We start from the raw sequence: 19,441 nt of genomic DNA on the forward strand, positions 1-19,441 counted from the left end.
ATGTGGTGGTTGTGGCGGCGATGTTCAAGCAGTTCTTGTGTCACGCTGCCGTGAGTCGGGCAAGGGCGTCGTCCATGGCCGCCGCCGGCAGCTCGATCAGCCGCGGCGCCTCGGTGAACAGCAGCGCGGCCGTCACCTCGCGCCCCGGATAGAGCGGCTGGAGCAGCGCCCGATAGAGCGCAAGCTGCAGCACATAGGCGGGTTGCACTTCGGCCAGACTCGTGGGCGCCGGGCGATTGGTCTTGTAGTCGACGATCGACACCTTTTCCGGTGTGACAGCCAGTCGATCGATCTTGCCGGAGATCGAGCGCAGCTTGCCTTTCACCTCCAGGCTGCCCATCACCGCGACTTCCGCGCGCGAGGATTGCGAGAACAACGCCGCGAAATGATTGTCGGACAGGATCGACAGCACCGCGTCCAGCGCCCGGTCGCGCTCGCTTTCCGGCCAATCGACACCGGCGCGTGCCAAATAGCGCTCCGCCGCGCCCGGCCTTTCATCTGAGGCGATCCCGGGCAGCATCTGCAGCAATTTGTGCAGGGCCAGGCCGCGCATCACCGCAAAGCCGGGCTCGGCGGCGGCATCGAGCACCGGCGAGCGTGTGTCGGGCGCGGCATCTTTCGCCTCGTCGATCAGCGCCGAGGCGCCGGAAGGCGAAAGCGGCCGCGGCAGCTCCTCATAGGGCGGCAGCGGCCGGAACAGGCCGTCCGGCAATGGCGCGGTATGCTCGAACAACCCCGCTTTGTCGACGCCGGTCAGCGCCACCGGCGGCAATTTGGTCATGTGGAAGCGGTGCACGGCCACATCGATCGTTGCCGGATGCCGGCGCTCCTCGCTTTCCGGCGCACCAAGCAACGCGCGGCTGACGATCGAATGCCACGTGCCGGGGCTGGGCTGACGCTTGCCGTGATAGCCGCAGACGATCAGCCGGTCCTCGGCGCGCGTCATGCCGACATAGAGCAGCCGCCGGTACTCGTCGTCCGCCAGTTCGCGCGCCCGGATCGAAGCAGCCTTTGAGACGCCATTGGCGACATCGCTGGCCGAGCGCCACAGATAGCCCTTGCCCTTCCATTGCGCGCCCGAGCCCTCGAACGGCATCAGCCGCGGCAAATGCTGGTCGCTGAACGGCGCCGAGCCGCCGTCGACCAGGAAGACCACCGGCGCCTCCAGGCCCTTGGCGGCGTGCACGGTCATGACGCGGACCTCGTCGCGCGTCTGGTCCATCTCGCGCTTGATCTCGGGACCGGCATTTTCCAGCGTCGACAGGAAGGACTCCAGCCCCGGCAGGCCAGTGCGTTCCTCGGCCAGGCAGAAACTCAGGAATTCGTCCAGGATGTCGCCGGCTTCGGGCCCCAGCCGCGCCGTCATCTTGCGGCGCAGGCCGTCACGTGCCAGCACCGCGGCATAGAATTCGAACACCGGCTTGAACGCCACTTCGCTCGCCCAGGCGTCGAGCCGGCTAACGACAGCGGTGAGCGCGACATCTTCCGCCGCATGGTGCCGCAGCGAAGCGATCAGCGACTGGCCTTTCGGCCTCGAGCCAGCGAATGCCAGCAACGTCTCCTCGGAGACCTCGAAGATCGGACTGCGCAGCACCGCGGCCAAGGAAAGATCGTCTTCCGGCTGGATTAGGAAATGTCCGAGCGCGATCAGGTCCTGAACGGCTATATGGCCGGGCAGGCTCAGCCGATCGGCGCCGGCAACCGGGATTTGCCGGTTCTTCAGGCTGCGCGACAGCGCATGGACGAAGCGGTCGCGCTTGCGCACCAGGACGAGGATGTCGCCGGCGGTCAGTTTCCTGCCCTTGCCTTCGATCACCTCGCCGTTGCGCAGCCAGGTCTGGATGGTCGCGGCCACATGCTCGGCCACGCGCACGGCCGGCGCGCTGGCATGGTTGACCGGCAAGGTCCAGTCGTCCGGCTCTTCGACCATCTCGGCGCCGATCGAAGGCCACACCTCGACATAACCCGGCGCGTCATTGCGGATCGCCTTATGGCTCAGCGGATCGGGGTCGTGGCTGATGCCGCGCCTGACACCCGGCTCGGCGAAGACCCGGTCGACGGCGGCCAGCACGTCGTCGCTCGAACGGAACGACCAGGTGAGTTTGAGATTGGCGAAGGCGGCTACCGCATCGCGCACGCGGCCGGCGAACAACAGCCGGCTTTCGGCGAAGGAATCGGGTGCTGCGCCCTGGAAGGAGTAGATCGACTGCTTCTCGTCGCCGACGGCAAAGACAGTTCGGCGCACCGCTTCGCGCTGGCCAAGCCCGGCAAAGAACTCTTCCGTCAGTTTCTTCACCACTTCCCACTGGTCGGGGCTGGTGTCCTGCGCCTCGTCGAGCAGGATGTGGTCGATGCCCTGGTCGAGCTTGAATTGCACCCATGGTCCGGCATCGGGCCGCGACAGCAGGCTCACGGTGCGTGTGATCAGATCGTTGAAGTCGAGAAAACCCCGCCCGCGCTTCAACTGCTCATAGCGCGCGATCAGCCAGCCGGCGACGGTGAGCGCCGCCGCTGTCCCTTCTAGCATGCGGAACAGCGCCAGCCGGTCGGTTACCTCGAGGATCGCCTTGGCCGCGGCCAGATAGCGATCGGCCAAGTCCGGCAGCCGGTCGACCAGCGCCTTCTTGAAGATTTTGGGAGGATCGTAAGGGTCGCCGTCCGCACGCAGGAATGCTTTGGCGAGCAGGCGCATCCGCCGGATCGGATCGGCCTCGGTAAAGGCGCTCTGCGCATAAGGCAGCACATTGTTCAACACCTGCTTGGCGTCGGCGGTTTCGGCGGCCTGCGCGAATTCGGCGAACTGGCCGGGGGCGAAGCCAGGCAGCGGCCACAGCGAAGCGGCGATGCCCTCGGCCGTCTGTCCGGGCCTGAAACCGAATTCGGCGAACAACGGCCGGAAATCCCGATCCCTGCCGAACTTGGCGACGAAATCGCGCAGGTCGTCGCGCTTGCCGACGATTTCGCCAAGCAACGTATCGAGCCCAAACTCGCCGCCGCGTTCCAGCACGGTGGCGAAGGCCTCCGCCAGGCCTTCGACGCCGGCGCCCGCCCCCGAAATCATGTCGCGGCGGGCGTCGCCAAACAGTGAGGCCTCCATCTGCGGATCGAGCATCTCGAAATGCGCCGGGATATTGGCTTCGAGCGGGAACTGGTGCAGCACCGATTCGCAGAAGGCGTGGATGGTCTGGATCTTCAGCCCGCCCGGCGTCTCGAGCGCCTCGGCGAACAATCGGCGCGCGCGTCGCATCGTGTCGCGGTCGGCGCCTCGGCCGTCCAGCGCCGCGATCCTGACCGCCAGCTCCGCATCGGGCAGCGCCGTCCATTCCGACAGGGTCGAGAACACGCGGTTCGACATGTTGGCGGCGGCGGCCCGCGTATAGGTGAGGCACAGGATCTTCGATGGGTCGGTGCCGTTGAGCAGGAGCCGGATGACGCGCTGCGCCAGCACATGCGTCTTGCCCGAGCCGGCATTTGCCGACACCCAGGCGGAATAGGCCGGATCTGAGGCGCGCGCCTGGCTGGCTGCGGTATCGGAGGGGATCGGATATTTCATCCGTCCGCCTCGTCTTCGCTGGCGCCGCCGGCCGACCATTCGAGCACGCGCGCCAGATGGTCGTAGTCGCCGTCGGCTTCGCCCTCGCGGAATGGCAGGGCGCGCGACAGATAGCCGGCGGTCGGGTCGGCATAATGGAAAAGCAGCCTCTCCAGCCGCGCCCAGGCTTCCTCGGAAAGGTCGTTGGCGGTGCGGGGCTTGCGGTTGTATTCGAGGATCGATTCCTCGAACACCTCGCCATTCGGTTTCAGCCGCACGAAGGCGAGTTGCGAGGGCTCGCGAATGCCGAGTTCCTTGAAGGCGCCGCGTCTCAGCAGCGCGCCCTCCAACGCAAGCTGCGGCGACAGCAGCGTGTGCGCCTGCGCTTTCGAGGGTGAGGAGCCGGTCTTGTAGTCGAGGATGTCGGCCATGCCGCCGGCAAGCAGGTCGACGCGGTCGGCATAGCCGGAAAGCGTCGCGCCGGTGCGGCCGACCACTGTCTTCTGCGCGCGTTCCTCGGCATAGCGCCTCGCCACCGCATCGGCGCGGCCATGCTCCCATTCGATGATGTTTTCGGCGAGCTTTTCGAAGCGCGGCCACCAGATCGCCTCGATATCCGCCGGAAGCTTTGCCTCGGCAAAGCAGACACGACCCGCTGCGATGAGGCTTTGTAGCGCGTTTGGTGCCCGGGGGTCTTCGACGCGGCGCGAAAACAAATGCAGGATTTCGTGGAACAATGTGCCGCGTTCGGCGGCGCCCGGATCGCGGATAAGCGGCTCCAGCGGCATCAGGCCGAGGATGCGCCGTGCGTAGACCGCGTAGGGGTCGCGGCGCAGCGTCTCGATCTCGGTGACCGAGAAATGCTGCGGGCGCATGCTGAGCGGCGGCTTCGGCTGCGGGCGGGGGGCAAAATCCTTCTTCTCGCCGGCATCGAGCGCGCGCGCCCAGGCAAGCAGCGCGTCGCCGCGCCCGCGAAGTGCTGCCGCCGGCTCCTTGCCGATGAAGGTCAGGATGCGCTGCAGCCAGCGCGACGGCACCGCCGGCGCGTCGCCCGAACGTGCCGAACGCGTCAGCATCACTTCGCTCGCGCCCATCGCCATCTGGAAATCATGCGCGGCAAGGCCAATGCGCCGTTCCGGCGGTTCGAGGTCGATGCCGGTCTTCATCAGCCGCGACATGAAGCGGTCGCTCTCGGGTTTGCGCGGCCAGACACCTTCATTGAGTCCGCCGATGACCAGCGTGTCGACGTTCTGCAATCGGGCTTCCAGCGCGCCCCAGATGGCGATGTTGCGGTCGGTGCCTTGCGCCGGCTTCACCGTCTCCGGCGCGATCAGCGCTTCCATCACGTCGGGCCATTCCGAAGCGGCGAAGGTGAAGGGCGAGGACGCCGCCACCAGTCCGCGCAACAGCTCGGCGAGTTTTTCGCCGGCGTCGCCGGCATAGAGTTCCGCCAGACCGCCATCGGCCGCGCGGCCGAGATACTCCAGCGCGACAACGCTCGCGCGCGTCAGCGTCGCGATGTCGGCGTCCTTCTCGTCGCGGATCGCGGTGAGCGGCAGCAGCGCCTTGGTAAGTCGGCTAAGCATGCCGTGCGCCTGCTCGATGCCGCGTACGGTCAGGCGCGAAAACCAGAAAGGCTGCCTGGTGTCGCCGCTCAGCTCCGCGAGTCGTGTCTCGAAAAGCGCGCCGAGCGAGGCGACATCGGGGCGGCCCGTGCCGCCGCGCAGCGCCACCAACTCGACGAGTTCGGCCGCCTTGCGCACGCTCCGGCGTTCGAGACCGAGCCCAAGCAGCGGATGCTTGAGCAATGACAGGAGGCTTACCGGATCGCCGGGCCGGAAGGCGGCGCTCAGCGCGAGCCTGAGCAGGCTGGCGGCCGGTGTGTTGATGAGCGGCGCGCCGCCGGAATCGTCGGCGACGACGCCGAAACGCAAAAGCTCGGCCGAAACCCGCCGCGCCAGCGCGCGGTCACCGGTGACGAGCGCCGCGCGCTTGCGCGGGACCTCCACGGCGCGCTTCAGCGCGATGGCGATTGCCGCCGCCTCGTCGCGTTCGTTCGCCGCTTCCACCAGCGTCACGCCGGCCAGCGCATGTTCGATGTCGAGTGCCGTGAAGCGCGGCCGTGTCTCGGTCCAGTATTCGGTGGTTTCGGCCGGCCGCAGCGCCTCGCCTACCAGGGCCGCGCGCAACGCGAGCGGCGATGGCGCCGCAACAAGGTCCTCGACGTCGCGGCGCGCAATGCCGATGCCGCCGATCAGCTTGGCGAGGCCGTATTGCGGGTGGCCGAGCGTTGCCGGGCGCGCGCCAGGCGCCGTGATCGCCGCGAAGGATGCGTCGTCGAGCTCGCGGTCGAGCCCGGGCAGCACGACGGCGCCGTTGGGCAGGCCGGCGATCACGCCAAGCAGTTCCGCCGTGGCGGGGATGGAGCCGGTCGAACCGGCGGCAATCACCGGTCCGGCCGGCGGAGTGCGCTTCAGCCGGGCCGCCTCCAGCCGGATCAGCGCGCTGCGATGCGCGGCTGGATTGGAGCGGTCGCGTTCCTTGAGCAACTCCGGCCAGTTCTCGGTGACGATGCCGAGGAAATCGAGCGTCACCTGCCACCATCCGGCGAGGTTGCCGGTAACCAGCGTCGCGAGCTTTGCCCAATCCGTGCCTTCGGTCTCGATCTCGTCCATCAGCCTGGCAAGGTCGCGCGCCAGCCAGATGGCGTCGGCGGCCGAGGTCGGCACGACGAATTCCTCGTTGAACCGAGCCCTGACATGCGCCGGCAGGCTTTCCTTCCAGGCGCGCACCAGCGGTGCCAGCAACAACAGCCGCTCCTGCGCGGCGATCGGCGGTGCGAGCTCGATGGCCGGCGCCGCTTCGGCGTCGAAGGCGGCCTCGTCCTCGTCGAACTCGCCGAGCGGCCGCACCGTCGGCAGGATGGCCGAGCGTCTGCCCCCTCCCGATTCAGCAAGCATGTCGACGAAGGCGCCGCGCAGCGCACGCGCCGCACGGCGCGTCGGCACATAGATGGTGGCGTCGGCGAGCGCCAGCGGATCGCCGTCGAAGCGGAAGCCGGGGATCAGGCGTCCATCGAGCAACGCTCCAGCCAGCGTCGGCAGGAACGGCGCTCCGGACGGGATGGAAAGGACGCGGCGCGCGCCGCTCATACCGCATTAGATCGCCGTGCGCCCGTTTGGGCGCACAAAGGACGATCTAACCCTTTGACTCTACGCATCGTGCTTTCCGAAAATCGGAGCCGATTTTCGGGCCGATGTGGATGCGAGCGCGCCGGCCACGGCTGCCTCGGCGGCTGGAATGGCGTCCGGGGTGCCGACGGTGATCCAGCTTCCGTTCATCTTCATGCCGAACAGGCGGCCGGCGGCGATCGCCTTGTCGAAATAGATGTTGAGCGAATGCGAGCCTGTGGGAGCATCCTTGAAGATACGCGGATGGATGATCGCAGCACCGGCATAGATCAGGCCCGTCGGATCACCCTTCGAGCGCCTGAGCGCGCCGTCATGCGCGATCAGGAAATCGGTGCCGACGCAGTGCCCGGTCGCTGAGTCGAGATCGGTAAGCATCAGCAGAATATCCATTCTGGCGGCGTCCCATGCAAGGGCAAGGCGCTCGAGGCTGGGTTGGCCGCTGTCGATCCAGAACGTATCGGCGTTGATGATATAGAAGGGCTCGCTGCCCAAAAGCGGCAGCGCCTTGACGATGCCGCCCGCCGATTCCAGCAGCGCCTCGCGCTCGTCGGAGATGACGATCTTCGGTGCGCGCCTATGGGCCACATGGGCGACGATCTGCTCGGGCAGGTAGTGGACATTGACGACGGCCTTGGCGACGCCGGCGGCTTCCAGGCTGTCCAGCCCCCAGTCGAGCAAGGTCTTGCCGGCGATCTTCACCAGCGGCTTCGGCATCGAATCGGTAATCGGCCGCATGCGCTTGCCGAGCCCGGCCGCCAGCACCATCGCCGTCGTCGGCTTCATGGGACCCGTTCCTCGAGCAGGCCATGGGCCATGTAGAAATCCTTCAGGCCAGCCAGCGCCGGATGCGCCAGCGCCCGCCTCAGATAGTCGCGGATGCGCGGCAGGTGCTTCAGATAGTAAGGCTTGCCGTCGCGCTTTTCGAGCCGCACGAAGATGCCGAGGATCTTCGAATTGCGCTGCGCGGCCATGATCGCATAGGCCTCGGCGAAGCCGGCCTCGTCGAAAGCGCCGGCGGTGCGGCGCGCCGCGACATAGGCCGCGACCGTCCGCCGCTCGATCTCGGGCGGGACGGTGACGCGCGCATCCATGGCCAAGGAGGCGACGTCATAGGCCGCCGGCCCGATCAGCGCGTCCTGCACATCGACGATGCCGAGCCGGTCGAGGCCGGAACGCTCCGCGCGCCAGATGATGTTGGGCGAATGGAAATCGCGCAGCATCAGCGTGTATTCGCTGCCTGCCAGGCGATCGAGAAGCGCGTTCCATACCTTGTGGTAGCCTGCCCGCAACTCGTCGTTTGCCGGTTCGCCGGTGATCCATGGCACATACCAGTCGACCAAAAGGTCGGCCTCGATCAGCATGGCTTCCCGGTCGAAAGGCGGCACGTCGTGGAATGCGCCCGGCGCCGCTTCCATGCGTGTGGGCCAGGTCTTGCCGTGCATCATGGCCAGCAACTCGGCCGCCGCCTCGTAGTGTTGAGCGATGGGCTGGCCGTCGTGACCGAGGAAACCTTCCGAGCCGAGATGCTCGATGAGCAGAAAACCCTGGTCGAGATCCTGGGCATGGATCGCCGGCACGCTGACGCCGGCGGCATAGAGCGCCCGGTCGATGGCGACGAAGGCGGTGACGGACTGGGCCGTATGGGCGATCACCGCATAGGGCTTGCCGTCGCGCACGGGCGGCCCGAGCACGAGGCGCGGCGAGTTCATCAGCACGCGCGGCGCTTTGCCGGGCAGCGAGACGATCTCATAGGAGCGGGCGGAGGCGTCGCCGACGAAATGGCGGCGGCTGGCTTCGCCCCATCCGGCCGAGGCCAGGAAATCGCGTATCGCCAGCGATCGCGCCACGCGATCATAGACCGGCCCGTTTCCGGACAGCCTTGCCACGCGGCCCTCGCCATGTTCGGCAAGATCGACCCACAGCGCGCCTGCCGGCAACCGGTCTCCGGCCCGTTCCGGCCATTCGATCAGCGCCGCGCCCTGCGTCAGCGCGTCGTCGAGCCCGAGCTCGTCGAGCTCGTCCGGTGAGGAGAGACGGTAGAGGTCGAAATGATGCACCGGAACGCGCGTCTCGTAGCTCTGCACCAGCGTGAAGGTCGGGCTCGGCACTTCGAGGCTGGTATCGTCGGCAAGCGCCCGGATCAGCGCGCGGGCCAGCGTCGACTTGCCGGCGCCGAGATCGCCTTTCAGCGCGATCGCGTCGCCGGCGCGCAATGCCATGGCGAAGTCCTCGCCAAGCCTTGCCGTTGCCGCCTCGTCGGCGAGAAAACGCTCCAGCGCCATCCCTGTCATATAGGCCGCGCTACTCGGCCGCGTCGCGGATGCCCGCCGGCGTATCCGGGATTCCGGAAGGCTTGTCCGGGAAGGTGCAGATGACAGTCGTGCCCCTGTCCTGGCCGGTCTCGATGCGCACGGTCCCGCCATGCAGTTCGACGAAGCTCTTGACGATCGAGAGTCCAAGCCCGGCGCCGCGCCGGCGTCCGCCATTGGCGCGTGGCTCGAAGCGGCGGAAGACCGATTCCAGCACGTCCGGCGGCATGCCCGGGCCGTCATCATGCACCGAGAACTCGACGCTGTCGGCCAAGCGGCGGCAGGTCAGCCGGATCGTGCTTGCCTCCGGCGCGTAGTTCGCCGCGTTGCTGAGCAGGTTGTAGAGGATCTGGCGAATGCGGGTCTCGTCGCCATGGAAGCTCGCCGGCGCCTCCGCCGCGTCGATCTCGAGCTTGATCCGGTGCTCGTCCAGCCGGTCGGCGACCAGTTCGGCGGCGGCGGCGATCGTCCGGTCGATGTTCATTTCGGAGATGTCGAGCTGCATGATGCCGGCATCGACGGTGGCCAGGTCGAGGATATCGTTGACGATGGTGAGCAGCACCGAGGACGACGAGCCGACATGCTCGACATATTCGCGCTGTTTCGGCGTCAGCGGCCCGGTCGCGGGCAGCGACAGAAGCTCGGTGAAGCCGATGATGTTGGTCAGCGGCGAGCGCAGCTCATAGGACACGTGCTGCACGAATTCGTTCTTCAGCTGGTCCGATTTCTCCAGCGCCTCGTTCCTGTCCTTCAGCGCCCGTTCGACATTGACGGTGTCGGTGACGTCGACGAAGGTGATCATCACCTGGCCGTTGGGCAGGTGGATCACCGCGTAGCTCAGCACCGTGCCGTTGACCAGCTCGATCTGGCCGCGGCGGTCGCGGCGCTCGTCGTCGAAGCCGGTGACCGCGGCGACGAAGCCGCCCCACGGGCTGTTCGCGGCGCGCTGGTCGCAAAAGTCGCGGATCGCCGAGACATGGACTTTCGGCTTGACCGCTTCCACAGTCAGCCCCCACAGCGCGACGAAGGCCGGATTGGACAGGCGCAGCCGGCCGTCCGGACCGAACACGACCACCCCTTCGGCGAGGTTGTCCAGCGTCTCGCCCTGCACCCGCACGGCGGTCTGGTAACGGCTTTCGAGATCCATCTTCTCGGTCAGGTTCTCGAACACCCAGGTGACGCCGCCCTTCGGCTGCGGGTTCGCCACGACGCGGATCGTCTTGCCGTCCGGCAGATGCCACCAATGCTCCTGCGATTCGACGGCGCGATAGGCGCTGAGCAGGTTTTCCTTCCAGCGCCGCCATTCGGGCTGCTCGGCGATCCTGCCTTCGCTGCGCAGCCTGTCGAGCAGCAACGTGTTGGAGGGAGCGCTGAGCAGGAAGCCCGAGTCGAGACCCCACAGCTTCTGGAAGGCCTGGTTGAAGAAGCGCAGCTTTTCCTCGGTGTCGAAGATCGCTACCGCTGTGTTCAACTGGTCGAGCGTGTCGGCATGGCTGCGCACGGTCCGCTCATATTCGGCGCGGATCGTCTCGGCGGCACTGGTGTCGCAGGCAAGTCCCGCCGAACCGTCGGCTCCGGCGAAATCGGTGACCGCGAACATGCGGCGGTCGCCCTCGATCACGGTGGAGAGCGTCTGCTCGAAGACCGGGCGCGACTTGTGCTGCTCGGCGATCTGCTCGCGCGCCTGGCCGCCGAGGAATTCCTTCGCGTCGCGCACGGCCGCGGCCGTGCTTTCCGCCTCCACCGCCTCGGCATAGGCGCGGTTGACCCATTGCAATCGCCCGTCCGCGCCGCGCAGCCACGCCGGCATCTTCAACGCGTCGAGCAGGCCGACCATGGTGTCGTAGTCGGCGCTGAGCCGCTGGTTCTCGATCTTCAGCCTGGCCTGGTTGCGCAGCGTCTCCGACAGCGAGACGAAGCGCACCAGCACATGCGCAGCGCTCTTGCGGCCATGCACCTCCAGCGGCACGCCGGCCTGCGTTTCGATGACGAGATCGAAGGCTCTAGCCTGTTCGCGCAGCGCCGCAACCGCGTGCTCCAGCGCCGCCGCCGAGCGCGGCATCAGCCAGCGGCCGAAGGCCAGGAAAGCGGATCTGTCGTCGGGCGCGCCGCTTTCCAGCGGCAGGCTGCCGATGAGCTCGGGCTTCTTGTTGTCCGTGGTCCACACCACCAGGCGCTGGTCGCGCAGGTTGAGCAGCGCCTCGGAGCGCTGCAGCGCCGCGTTGACGTCCGCGATGCGGGCCCTGAGCTGTAGATTCTGCGAGGCGGTGCGTGCGCGCTCGCGGATCAGGAAGATGGCCGAGACGAGTGCGGCGCCCATGACGCCGACGAACATGGCGAGTTGCATGACCTCGACGGTGCTGACCGGCGCCGCGGCCTTTCCCGGGATGCCTGTCTCGGCGTGGGCGGCAAAGGCGAGCAGCGGGCCTGCAAGCGCCGAGGTGGCAAGCAGCGACGCCAGCCGCAAGCCGGCACGAAAACCGCCGCCGCTCACGGCGGGGCCAGCCTCGTTCGAATCCTCATGGCCGCCGGAAACGGCCTTTCCCGCGCGTGGCGGGTAATCCCCCGGCATGTCTTGGTCCTCTTCGCCGCTTGAATGCAAGACCGCCCTGAATGCGTCCCCGGCCCAACATGTCCCCGAGCCGCGAATCACAACAATAACGCTTGCCGGAATCGACGTGAAGAATCATTGGCGCAAAAAATAAAGCCGGATGGAAAGTCAACCACCCGGCTTCAATATATGGTAGATAATTTCGTTTTGGTTAATAGCGGTAGTGTTCGGGCTTGTACGGGCCCTGCGGCGTCACGCCGATATAGGCGGCCTGTTCGCCGGACAGCTCGGTCAGCTTGGCGCCGAGCTTGTCGAGATGCAGCCGCGCGACCTTCTCGTCGAGGTGCTTGGGCAGCACATAGACCTGGTTCTCGTACTGGCCGTGCTTGCTGAAAAGCTCGATCTGCGCCAGCACCTGGTTGGTGAACGAGGCCGACATGACGAAGCTCGGATGACCAGTGGCGTTGCCGAGGTTGAGCAGGCGTCCCTCGGACAGAAGGATCATCCGCTTGCCGTCCGGGAAGGTGATCAGGTCGACCTGCGGCTTGACGTTGGTCCATTTCAGGTTGCGCAGCGACGCCACCTGGATCTCGTTGTCGAAGTGGCCGATATTGCCGACGATCACCATGTCCTTCATCGACCGCATATGGTCGAGCGTGACGACGTCCTTGTTGCCGGTGGTGGTGATGACGATGTCGGCGTTGGGGGCCGCGTCTTCCAGCGTCACCACCTCATAGCCGTCCATCGCCGCCTGCAGCGCGCAGATCGGGTCGACCTCGGTGACTTTGACGCGGGCGCCGGCGCCGCGCAGCGAGGCCGACGAGCCCTTGCCGACGTCGCCATAGCCGCAGACCACCGCGACCTTGCCGGCCATCATCGTGTCGGTGCCGCGGCGGATGCCGTCGACCAGCGATTCCTTGCAGCCGTATTTGTTGTCGAATTTCGACTTGGTGACGGAATCGTTGACGTTGATAGCCGGGAAGGGCAGCAGGCCCTTCTTCTGCAGCTGGTAGAGGCGGTTGACGCCGGTGGTGGTCTCCTCGGTGACACCGCGGATCGCTTCCCGCTGCTTGGTGAAGAAACCGGGCGAGGCCTTCAGGCGCTTCTTGATCTGCGCGACGAAGTATTCCTCCTCCTCGCTCTGCGGATTGGACAGCACATCCTCGCCGGCCTCGGCGCGCGCGCCGACCAGAATATACATGGTGGCGTCGCCGCCATCGTCGAGGATCATGTTGGAGAGGCCGCCATCGGCCCACTGGAAGATCCTGTCGGTGTAATCCCAGTAGTCCTCGAGCGACTCGCCCTTGACCGCGAACACCGGGATGCCGGCCTCGGCGATCGCCGCGGCCGCATGGTCCTGGGTCGAGAAGATGTTGCAGGAGGCCCAGCGGATGTCGGCGCCCAGCGCCTTCAGCGTCTCGATCAGCACCGCCGTCTGGATGGTCATGTGCAGCGAGCCGGTGATGCGCGCGCCCTTCAGCGGCTTCTTGGCGCCGAACTCCTCGCGGCAGGCCATCAGGCCCGGCATTTCGGTTTCGGCGATCTCGATCTCCTTGCGGCCCCAGCCGGCAAGCGAGATGTCGGCGACCACATAGTCCTTGCTACCCGTCATGGCAGTGCTCCGGTGTGATTTTTTCTCAAAGACGCGCCGGCGCCGGGAGGCGCGTGGAAGGGCGCGGTTGCCGGCTTGACTAGCAGATCGGCCGTCGCCCGACAATGGGATATAAAGAAATCTTTATGCGCGCATGTCTCTGCGGGGCGGTGCATGTCGCCCAAAAGTGCGCAGCGGTTTTGGGATCACGACATGCACAAGCAGAAATCATGTCGCCCAAAAGTGTGCGGCGGTTTTGGGATCACGACATGCACCAAAGCGGTGCATGTCGCCCAAAAGTGTGCGGCGGTTTTGCGATCACGACATGCACCAAAGCAAAAATTTCAGATTTCCTCGCCGAAACGCGAGGCGACCAGCTGCTCCAGCGCATCCATGGCCGGCACGGCTTCCGGGCCGCTGGCGATGACGCGGATCGAATAACCCGGGCTTGCCGCCAGCATCATCAGGCCCATGATCGAGGTGCCGCCGACCTTCACGCCGTCCTTCTCGACATGGATGGTGGCATCAAAGCCGCTGGCGACCTGGACGAACTTGGCCGAAGCGCGCGCGTGCAGGCCGCGCTGATTGATGATCGGGAACTCCCGCACCACCTCATCCGTACGCGGCGCCGGTGCGTTCATTTGCTGCTCAGGAGCTGGCTGGCGACGTTGATGTATTTGCGGCCCGCCGCCTGCGCCTCGTCGAGCGCGGCGGCCATGTTGTCGCCCTTGCGGATCGAGGAGAGCTTGATCAGCATCGGCAGGTTCATGCCGGCGATCACCTCGGTGCGGCCCGATTCCATCACCGAGATGGCGAGGTTGGAGGGCGTGCCGCCGAACATGTCGGTGAGCACGATGACGCCGGCGCCGGTGTCGACGCGCGCCACGGCGTCGACGATGTCGGCCCGGCGCTGCTCCATGTCGTCATCGGCGCCGATCGCCACGGTTTCGAAATTGTCCTGCGGCCCGACGACATGCTCTACGGCATGCCGGAACTCGGTAGCGAGTTGACCGTGCGTCACGAGCACGAGTCCGATCATTCTCTGGTGGCTCCCGTCATCGCCTCTTCACAGGCGTATCTTATGTTCGCCAGCCATTCCAGGCGGCGGGAGCGCTATCTTGTCGACGCACGGCCGGTTGACAAGCCCAAAATTGCGGCAGCTCGGGCCATTTTGACGCATCGCAGCAAAAAACCCGGGGCGGATCATGAAAAAGGCTGGATCGACAGCCGCGCCATCAGCAGGGGCAGCGCGGCGGTGACGTTTTGCCGGGCGACGTCGACGCGGGGCAGCCGGCATCCGTCGATCGTTTCCGCGGCTTCGTCCTGCAGGCGCGGCACGTCGGCCGCCTCGACCAGCCGCACCATGAGGTCGATCACGGCGGCCGGTTCGAAGGCCAGCGGCCGCGGACCGATGCCGTGCACCTCGGCGAGACCGGCGATGCTCGCCGGCGCGCGGCACACCAGCCGGCCGCCATGGGCCACCGCAAACAACTGGTCGTCGCCCACCAGCCGGGCAAAAAGCCCCCGCGCGCGGCAATGATCGATTAGCGCCAGCGCCAGCGTCGTCTTGCCGGCGCCCGACGGCCCGGTGATCAGCACGCCGCGCTCGCCGACCAGTATGGCCGTCCCATGGATGTTGCGGGGCTTTGCGGCGGCGTCTGGCATGTTCGGCTCGGCGGTCAGCCTTCCGCCGGCAGCGTCACCACGAAACGCGCGCCCTTGATCTCGCCGGGCTTGGTGCCGGGGATGTTTTCGGCCGTCAGCGTGCCACCATGCGCCTCGACGATCTGGCGGCTGATCGACAGCCCGAGGCCGGAATTCTGGCCGAATGCCTCGCCGGCCGGCCGGTCGGTGTAGAAGCGCTCGAAGATGCGGTCGATCTTTTCGGCCCGGATGCCCGGGCCGTTGTCGTCGACGGTGATGATGTTGAACTTGCCCGCGCGCGCCAACGAGATCGCTATGTGGCCATGCTCGTCGGGCACGAAGGAGCGCGCGTTCTCGATCAGGTTGGTGATGACCTGGCCGATCCTGAGGTCGTGGCCGACAACGAAATAGCCTTTGGCGCCGGCCGGCAGCTTGGCGACCTTGAGCTCGATCTCGACGGCCTTCTTGTTGCGCGTCGCCTCGCGCGAGACCGCGATGAGATCGGTGGTGAATTTCTTCAGGTCGACGGTCGCGGCATCCTCGCGCGCCAGCTCGGCATCGAGCCGCGAAGCGTCCGAGATGTCGGTGATCAGCCGGTCGAGCCGCCTCACATCGTGCTGGATGATTTCCATCAGCCGGCCACGCGAGTTCTCGTTCTTCGCCAGGGGCAGCGTCTCGACCGCGCTGCGCAGCGAAGTCAGCGGGTTCTTCAATTCATGCGAGACATCCGCCGCAAAACTTTCGATCGCCTCGATTCTCGCGTACAGCGCATTCGTCATGTCGCGCACGGCAATGGACAAATTGCCGATCTCGTCCTGGCGATCGGAAAAATCGGGGATTTCCTCGCGGTTCTTGACGCCGCGCCGCACCCTGACGGCGGCCGCGGAAAGCCGGCGCAGCGGATTGGCGATGGTGGAGGCGAGCAGCATCGACAGGATCGCGGTGACGAGCGCCGCCACCCCGAACACGCGCAGGATCGCCTTGCGCTCGGCCGCGACGATCTTGTCGATGTCGCCGCCTTCGGTGGACAGCATCAGCACGCCGAGCACGGCGCGGAAGCGCTGGATCGGCACCGCGACGGAGACGATCTGTTCGCCCTGCTCGCTCACCCGCACGATGGTCGAGGGGCTGCCGGTCAGCGCCTTGACCACTTCGGGGAAGGCCGCGCCATTGCCGCCGGGTTGCTCGTGGTAGACCGGCAGGTCCTTGTTGCGGAAGAAGTCGAAGATGAATTTCTCGACTTGCTCCACGACGCCGGGCTGTTCGTCGTCGACGGGCGGCAGGTCGTAGCGCAGGATCTGGCCGCGCGAATAAAGATGCCGCGAATCGAGCAGCAGGTTGGCGTCGCGGTCATAGATGCGGGCGCGGGTGCGCGTCGGCGAGATCAAGCGTCGCAGCACCGGCGCCACGCGCTCGGGATTGATCGGGAAATCGAGGTTGTCGAGCTGGTCCGACCCCGGCCCCAGGCTTTCGCCCGCCTGCAGCTCAAGCAGCTTTTCCGGGTCGATGCTGATCGAATCGGTCTCGACGGTCGCCGAGGCCGCGATCGCGCCGGCGATGATCTCGCCCTGCGTCATCAGGCTTTCGACGCGCGCGTCGATCAGCCCGTCGCGGAAGGTGTTCAGGTAAAGGATGCCGGTGACCAGCACGGCGAGGCCGGCCAGGTTGAGGAACAGGATGCGCCGGGTCAGGCTGGAGAAGATGTGATGGCCGAGAAACCGGCGCATCGGCACCGTGAATTTCGACACGAAGGCGGGCACGATCCGCGACGGGCGCCTTGCCGCGCCCGCCCGTCTGCCTCGCTCTGCTTCCACTGCCATCGACTAGCAGGCCCTGCTTAGTTAGTGGGTAGTGAGTGGGCAGTAGGCAGTAGGAGCAATGATTGGCTGACCGCGGCTATGCACGAATGGCCGCTCGCATCATTCAAAACTGACTACGGACTATTCCCTACTGCCTACTGCCTATTCTCATGCTTCGCGGAACCGGTATCCGACTCCGTAAAGGGTTTCGATCATCTCGAAGTCGTCGTCGACGGCCTTGAACTTCTTGCGCAGCCGCTTGATGTGGCTGTCGATGGTGCGGTCGTCGACATAGACCTGCTCATCATAGGCCGAATCCATCAGCGCATCACGGCTTTTTACCACGCCGGGGCGCTGCGCCAGCGAATGCAGGATGAGGAACTCGGTCACCGTCAGCGTCACCGGCTCGCCCTTCCAGGTGCAGGTGTGCCGCTCCTGGTCCATCACCAGCTGGCCGCGTTCGAGCGAGCGGGCCTGCTGGCTCGGCGCCTTGGCCGCCGCCTCGCGGGCGCTGGTCCGGCGCAGCACGGCGCGCACGCGCTCGACAAGGAGGCGCTGCGAGAAGGGTTTGCGGATGAAGTCGTCGGCGCCCATCTTGAGGCCGAACAATTCGTCGATCTCGTCATCCTTCGACGTCAGGAAGATGACCGGCAGGTCCGACTTCTGGCGCATGCGGCGCAACAGCTCCATGCCGTCCATGCGCGGCATCTTGATGTCGAGGATGGCGAGGTTCGGCGGCCGCGCCGCCAGGCCTTCCAGCGCCGAGGCGCCGTCGGTGTAGGTTTCCACCCGATAGCCCTCGGATTCGAGCGCGATCGACACCGAGGTCAGAATGTTGCGGTCGTCGTCGACAAGCGCGATTGTTGCCATTTCAAGCGGCTCCCTCATGAGCTGTCCCTTCTGTCGTCGAGAAGGGGCTTTTGCAGGACAAATTGGGTACAAAATGTGGCACGGGCCTTGTCCGAAGTCACGAGCGGCCTGCCGTCACACGACATCGCACCCTAATTGGGATTGGACGAACCAAGCCTGCCAATCCTTTGGGCAACCTCTGCGATTTTTTGCACATATAAACGATTTAAACAACTTTCAAATTTTTTAAATCGATTAATGATTTGATATCATTCGGCTTTTCTGGTTTTGAACCTGACGGCCCCAGCGCGGGCTCCGGGAAGTCACCCGTCAGATGCGGCCAAATCCAGAGAGGAAATTTGATGTCGGAAGCCGGCAAACGCAACCCCGATTGCGCCATCGACGCGATCGGCCTGAAGACAACGGGCATGGTACGCTATAATTTTGACGCGGCGGAACTCTACGAGGAAGCGATCCGGCGCGGCGAGGCGAGGTTGACCGCGCAGGGCGCGCTGGTCGCCGAGACCGGCCAGCACACCGGGCGTTCGCCGAAGGACAAATTCGTCGTGCGCGACGAGGCGACCGGCGGCCAAGTCTGGTGGGACAACAACAAGCCGATCTCGCCCGCCCAGTTCGAGGCGCTGCTTGCGGATTTCAAGGCTCACGCAACCGGCAAGGACCTCTACGTGCAGGACCTCGTCGGCGGCGCCGACGCCGATCTCAAGCTGCCGACCCGGGTCATCACCGAATTCGCTTGGCATTCGCTGTTCATCCGCAATCTTTTGATCCGCCCTGAAGCCGCGGAGCTCGAGCGTTTCGTGCCGCGGATGACGATCATCGACCTGCCCTCCTTCCGCGCCGATCCGGCACGTCACGGCACCCGCACCGAGACGGTGATCGCGGTCGATCTCACCCGCAAGATCGTGCTGATCGGCGGCACCTCCTATGCCGGCGAGATGAAGAAGTCGGTGTTCACGATGCTGAACTACCTGCTGCCGGCAAAGGGCGTCATGCCGATGCACTGCTCCGCCAATGAAGGTCCGGACGGCGACACGGCCGTCTTCTTCGGCCTGTCCGGCACCGGCAAGACGACCCTTTCCGCGGATCCGTCGCGCACGCTGATCGGCGACGACGAGCATGGCTGGGGTCCGCAGGGCATCTTCAATTTCGAGGGCGGCTGCTACGCCAAGACGATCAGGCTGTCGGCAGAGGCCGAGCCGGAGATATTCGCCACCACGCAGCGCTTCGGCACGGTGCTGGAGAACGTGGTGCTCGACGCCGGCCGCGTTCCGGATTTCAACGATGGCAGCCTGACCGAGAACACGCGCTGCGCCTATCCGCTGGACTTTATCCCCAATGCCTCGAAGACCGGCCGCGCCGGTCATCCGAAGAACATCATCATGCTGACCGCCGACGCCTTCGGCGTCATGCCGCCGATCGCCAGGCTGACGCCGGCGCAGGCGATGTACCACTTCCTGTCGGGCTATACCGCCAAGGTTGCGGGCACGGAAAAGGGCGTCACCGAGCCGGAAGCGACGTTCTCGACCTGCTTCGGCGCGCCGTTCATGCCGCGCCACCCGTCCGAATACGGCAATCTGCTGCGCGAGCTGATCGCCAGCCACGGCGTCGACTGCTGGCTGGTCAACACCGGCTGGACCGGCGGCGCCTATGGCACTGGCCGCCGCATGCCGATCAAGGTGACGCGCGCCTTGCTGGGCGCCGCGCTCGACGGTTCGCTAAACGCGGCCGAGTTCCGCACCGACGCCAATTTCGGCTTCGAGGTGCCGGTGGCGGTCCCGGGTGTCGACGGCGCCATTCTCGACCCGCGCTCGACCTGGGCGGACAAGGCCGGTTACGACCGCCAGGCCGCAAAGCTGGTCAACATGTTCGCGACCAATTTCGAGAAGTTCGAACGCCATGTCGACGCCACCATCCTCGGCGCCGCGCCGCGCTTGCAGGAAGCGGCTGAATAGCG

Annotated in this window: 12 protein-coding genes; 1 reads left to right on the top strand and 11 read right to left on the bottom strand. The window is 66.0% G+C overall.

Annotated elements, in window-relative coordinates; genetic code table 11:
* Window positions 1-40 precede the first annotated feature (40 nt).
* The 11 genes from addA to FJ424_RS11970 form a co-directional block, all read right to left on the bottom strand.
* The gene (gene addA, locus FJ424_RS11915) at window positions 41-3,553 is read right to left on the bottom strand and encodes a double-strand break repair helicase AddA (RefSeq protein WP_140658721.1); all 3,513 of its coding nucleotides are present in this window, start codon (window positions 3,551-3,553) and stop codon (window positions 41-43) included.
* A complete protein-coding gene (gene addB / locus FJ424_RS11920; protein WP_140658722.1) occupies window positions 3,550-6,684 on the bottom strand; it encodes a double-strand break repair protein AddB in 3,135 nt (1,044 codons plus the stop codon). The genes addA and addB overlap by 4 nt, the downstream gene beginning before the upstream one ends.
* 60 nt (window positions 6,685-6,744) lie before the next feature.
* Window positions 6,745-7,506 (bottom strand): nucleotidyltransferase family protein, encoded by a 762-nt coding sequence (locus FJ424_RS11925; protein WP_140658723.1) that lies wholly within the window; start codon window positions 7,504-7,506, stop codon window positions 6,745-6,747.
* A complete protein-coding gene (gene tsaE, locus FJ424_RS11930) occupies window positions 7,503-9,014 on the bottom strand; it encodes a tRNA (adenosine(37)-N6)-threonylcarbamoyltransferase complex ATPase subunit type 1 TsaE (protein WP_140658724.1) in 1,512 nt (503 codons plus the stop codon). The genes FJ424_RS11925 and tsaE overlap by 4 nt, the downstream gene beginning before the upstream one ends.
* A gap of 10 nt (window positions 9,015-9,024) precedes the next feature.
* On the bottom strand, window positions 9,025-11,604 hold the full coding sequence (locus FJ424_RS11935) for a PAS domain-containing sensor histidine kinase (RefSeq protein ID WP_140658725.1): 2,580 nt from the start codon (window positions 11,602-11,604) through the stop codon (window positions 9,025-9,027).
* Window positions 11,605-11,794: 190 nt separating this feature from the next.
* Window positions 11,795-13,195 carry an adenosylhomocysteinase gene (ahcY, locus tag FJ424_RS11940; protein WP_140641747.1) on the bottom strand — a complete coding sequence of 467 codons (1,401 nt, stop codon included), beginning with the start codon at window positions 13,193-13,195 and terminating at the stop codon, window positions 11,795-11,797.
* A gap of 323 nt (window positions 13,196-13,518) precedes the next feature.
* The gene (locus FJ424_RS11945) at window positions 13,519-13,815 is read right to left on the bottom strand and encodes an HPr family phosphocarrier protein (protein ID WP_140658726.1); all 297 of its coding nucleotides are present in this window, start codon (window positions 13,813-13,815) and stop codon (window positions 13,519-13,521) included.
* Window positions 13,812-14,213, bottom strand: a complete 402-nt coding sequence (locus tag FJ424_RS11950) for a PTS sugar transporter subunit IIA (protein WP_027166957.1) — start codon at window positions 14,211-14,213, stop codon at window positions 13,812-13,814. The genes FJ424_RS11945 and FJ424_RS11950 overlap by 4 nt, the downstream gene beginning before the upstream one ends.
* A gap of 164 nt (window positions 14,214-14,377) precedes the next feature.
* Window positions 14,378-14,839 carry an HPr kinase/phosphorylase gene (locus FJ424_RS11960; RefSeq protein ID WP_140658728.1) on the bottom strand — a complete coding sequence of 154 codons (462 nt, stop codon included), beginning with the start codon at window positions 14,837-14,839 and terminating at the stop codon, window positions 14,378-14,380.
* Between the two features lie 14 nt (window positions 14,840-14,853).
* Window positions 14,854-16,638: a sensor histidine kinase gene (locus FJ424_RS11965; protein WP_140641738.1), complete on the bottom strand. Its 1,785-nt coding sequence runs from the start codon at window positions 16,636-16,638 to the stop codon at window positions 14,854-14,856.
* A gap of 147 nt (window positions 16,639-16,785) precedes the next feature.
* Window positions 16,786-17,487, bottom strand: coding sequence for a response regulator transcription factor (locus FJ424_RS11970; protein ID WP_006201274.1), 702 nt, complete (start codon window positions 17,485-17,487; stop codon window positions 16,786-16,788).
* Window positions 17,488-17,828: 341 nt separating this feature from the next.
* Here FJ424_RS11970 and FJ424_RS11975 point away from each other — a divergent pair, with 341 nt between their 5' ends.
* Entirely contained in the window at window positions 17,829-19,439 is a 1,611-nt protein-coding gene (locus tag FJ424_RS11975; protein ID WP_140658729.1) for a phosphoenolpyruvate carboxykinase, read from the top strand.
* Window positions 19,440-19,441 lie beyond the last annotated feature (2 nt).

The organism is Mesorhizobium sp. B3-1-8 (assembly GCF_006439495.1).
GTDB lineage: Bacteria > Pseudomonadota > Alphaproteobacteria > Rhizobiales > Rhizobiaceae > Mesorhizobium.

Coding starts and splice junctions, on each gene's coding strand:
- FJ424_RS11925 (WP_140658723.1), bottom strand. CDS start 7,506: ATGAAGCCGACGACGGCGATGGTGCTGGCGGCCGGGCTCGGCAAGCGC.
- FJ424_RS11975 (WP_140658729.1), top strand. CDS start 17,829: ATGTCGGAAGCCGGCAAACGCAACCCCGATTGCGCCATCGACGCGATC.
- FJ424_RS11970 (WP_006201274.1), bottom strand. CDS start 17,487: ATGGCAACAATCGCGCTTGTCGACGACGACCGCAACATTCTGACCTCG.
- FJ424_RS11945 (WP_140658726.1), bottom strand. CDS start 13,815: ATGAACGCACCGGCGCCGCGTACGGATGAGGTGGTGCGGGAGTTCCCG.
- FJ424_RS11960 (WP_140658728.1), bottom strand. CDS start 14,839: ATGCCAGACGCCGCCGCAAAGCCCCGCAACATCCATGGGACGGCCATA.
- FJ424_RS11935 (WP_140658725.1), bottom strand. CDS start 11,604: ATGCCGGGGGATTACCCGCCACGCGCGGGAAAGGCCGTTTCCGGCGGC.
- FJ424_RS11965 (WP_140641738.1), bottom strand. CDS start 16,638: ATGGCAGTGGAAGCAGAGCGAGGCAGACGGGCGGGCGCGGCAAGGCGC.
- tsaE (WP_140658724.1), bottom strand. CDS start 9,014: ATGACAGGGATGGCGCTGGAGCGTTTTCTCGCCGACGAGGCGGCAACG.
- addB (WP_140658722.1), bottom strand. CDS start 6,684: ATGAGCGGCGCGCGCCGCGTCCTTTCCATCCCGTCCGGAGCGCCGTTC.
- FJ424_RS11950 (WP_027166957.1), bottom strand. CDS start 14,213: ATGATCGGACTCGTGCTCGTGACGCACGGTCAACTCGCTACCGAGTTC.
- ahcY (WP_140641747.1), bottom strand. CDS start 13,195: ATGACGGGTAGCAAGGACTATGTGGTCGCCGACATCTCGCTTGCCGGC.
- addA (WP_140658721.1), bottom strand. CDS start 3,553: ATGAAATATCCGATCCCCTCCGATACCGCAGCCAGCCAGGCGCGCGCC.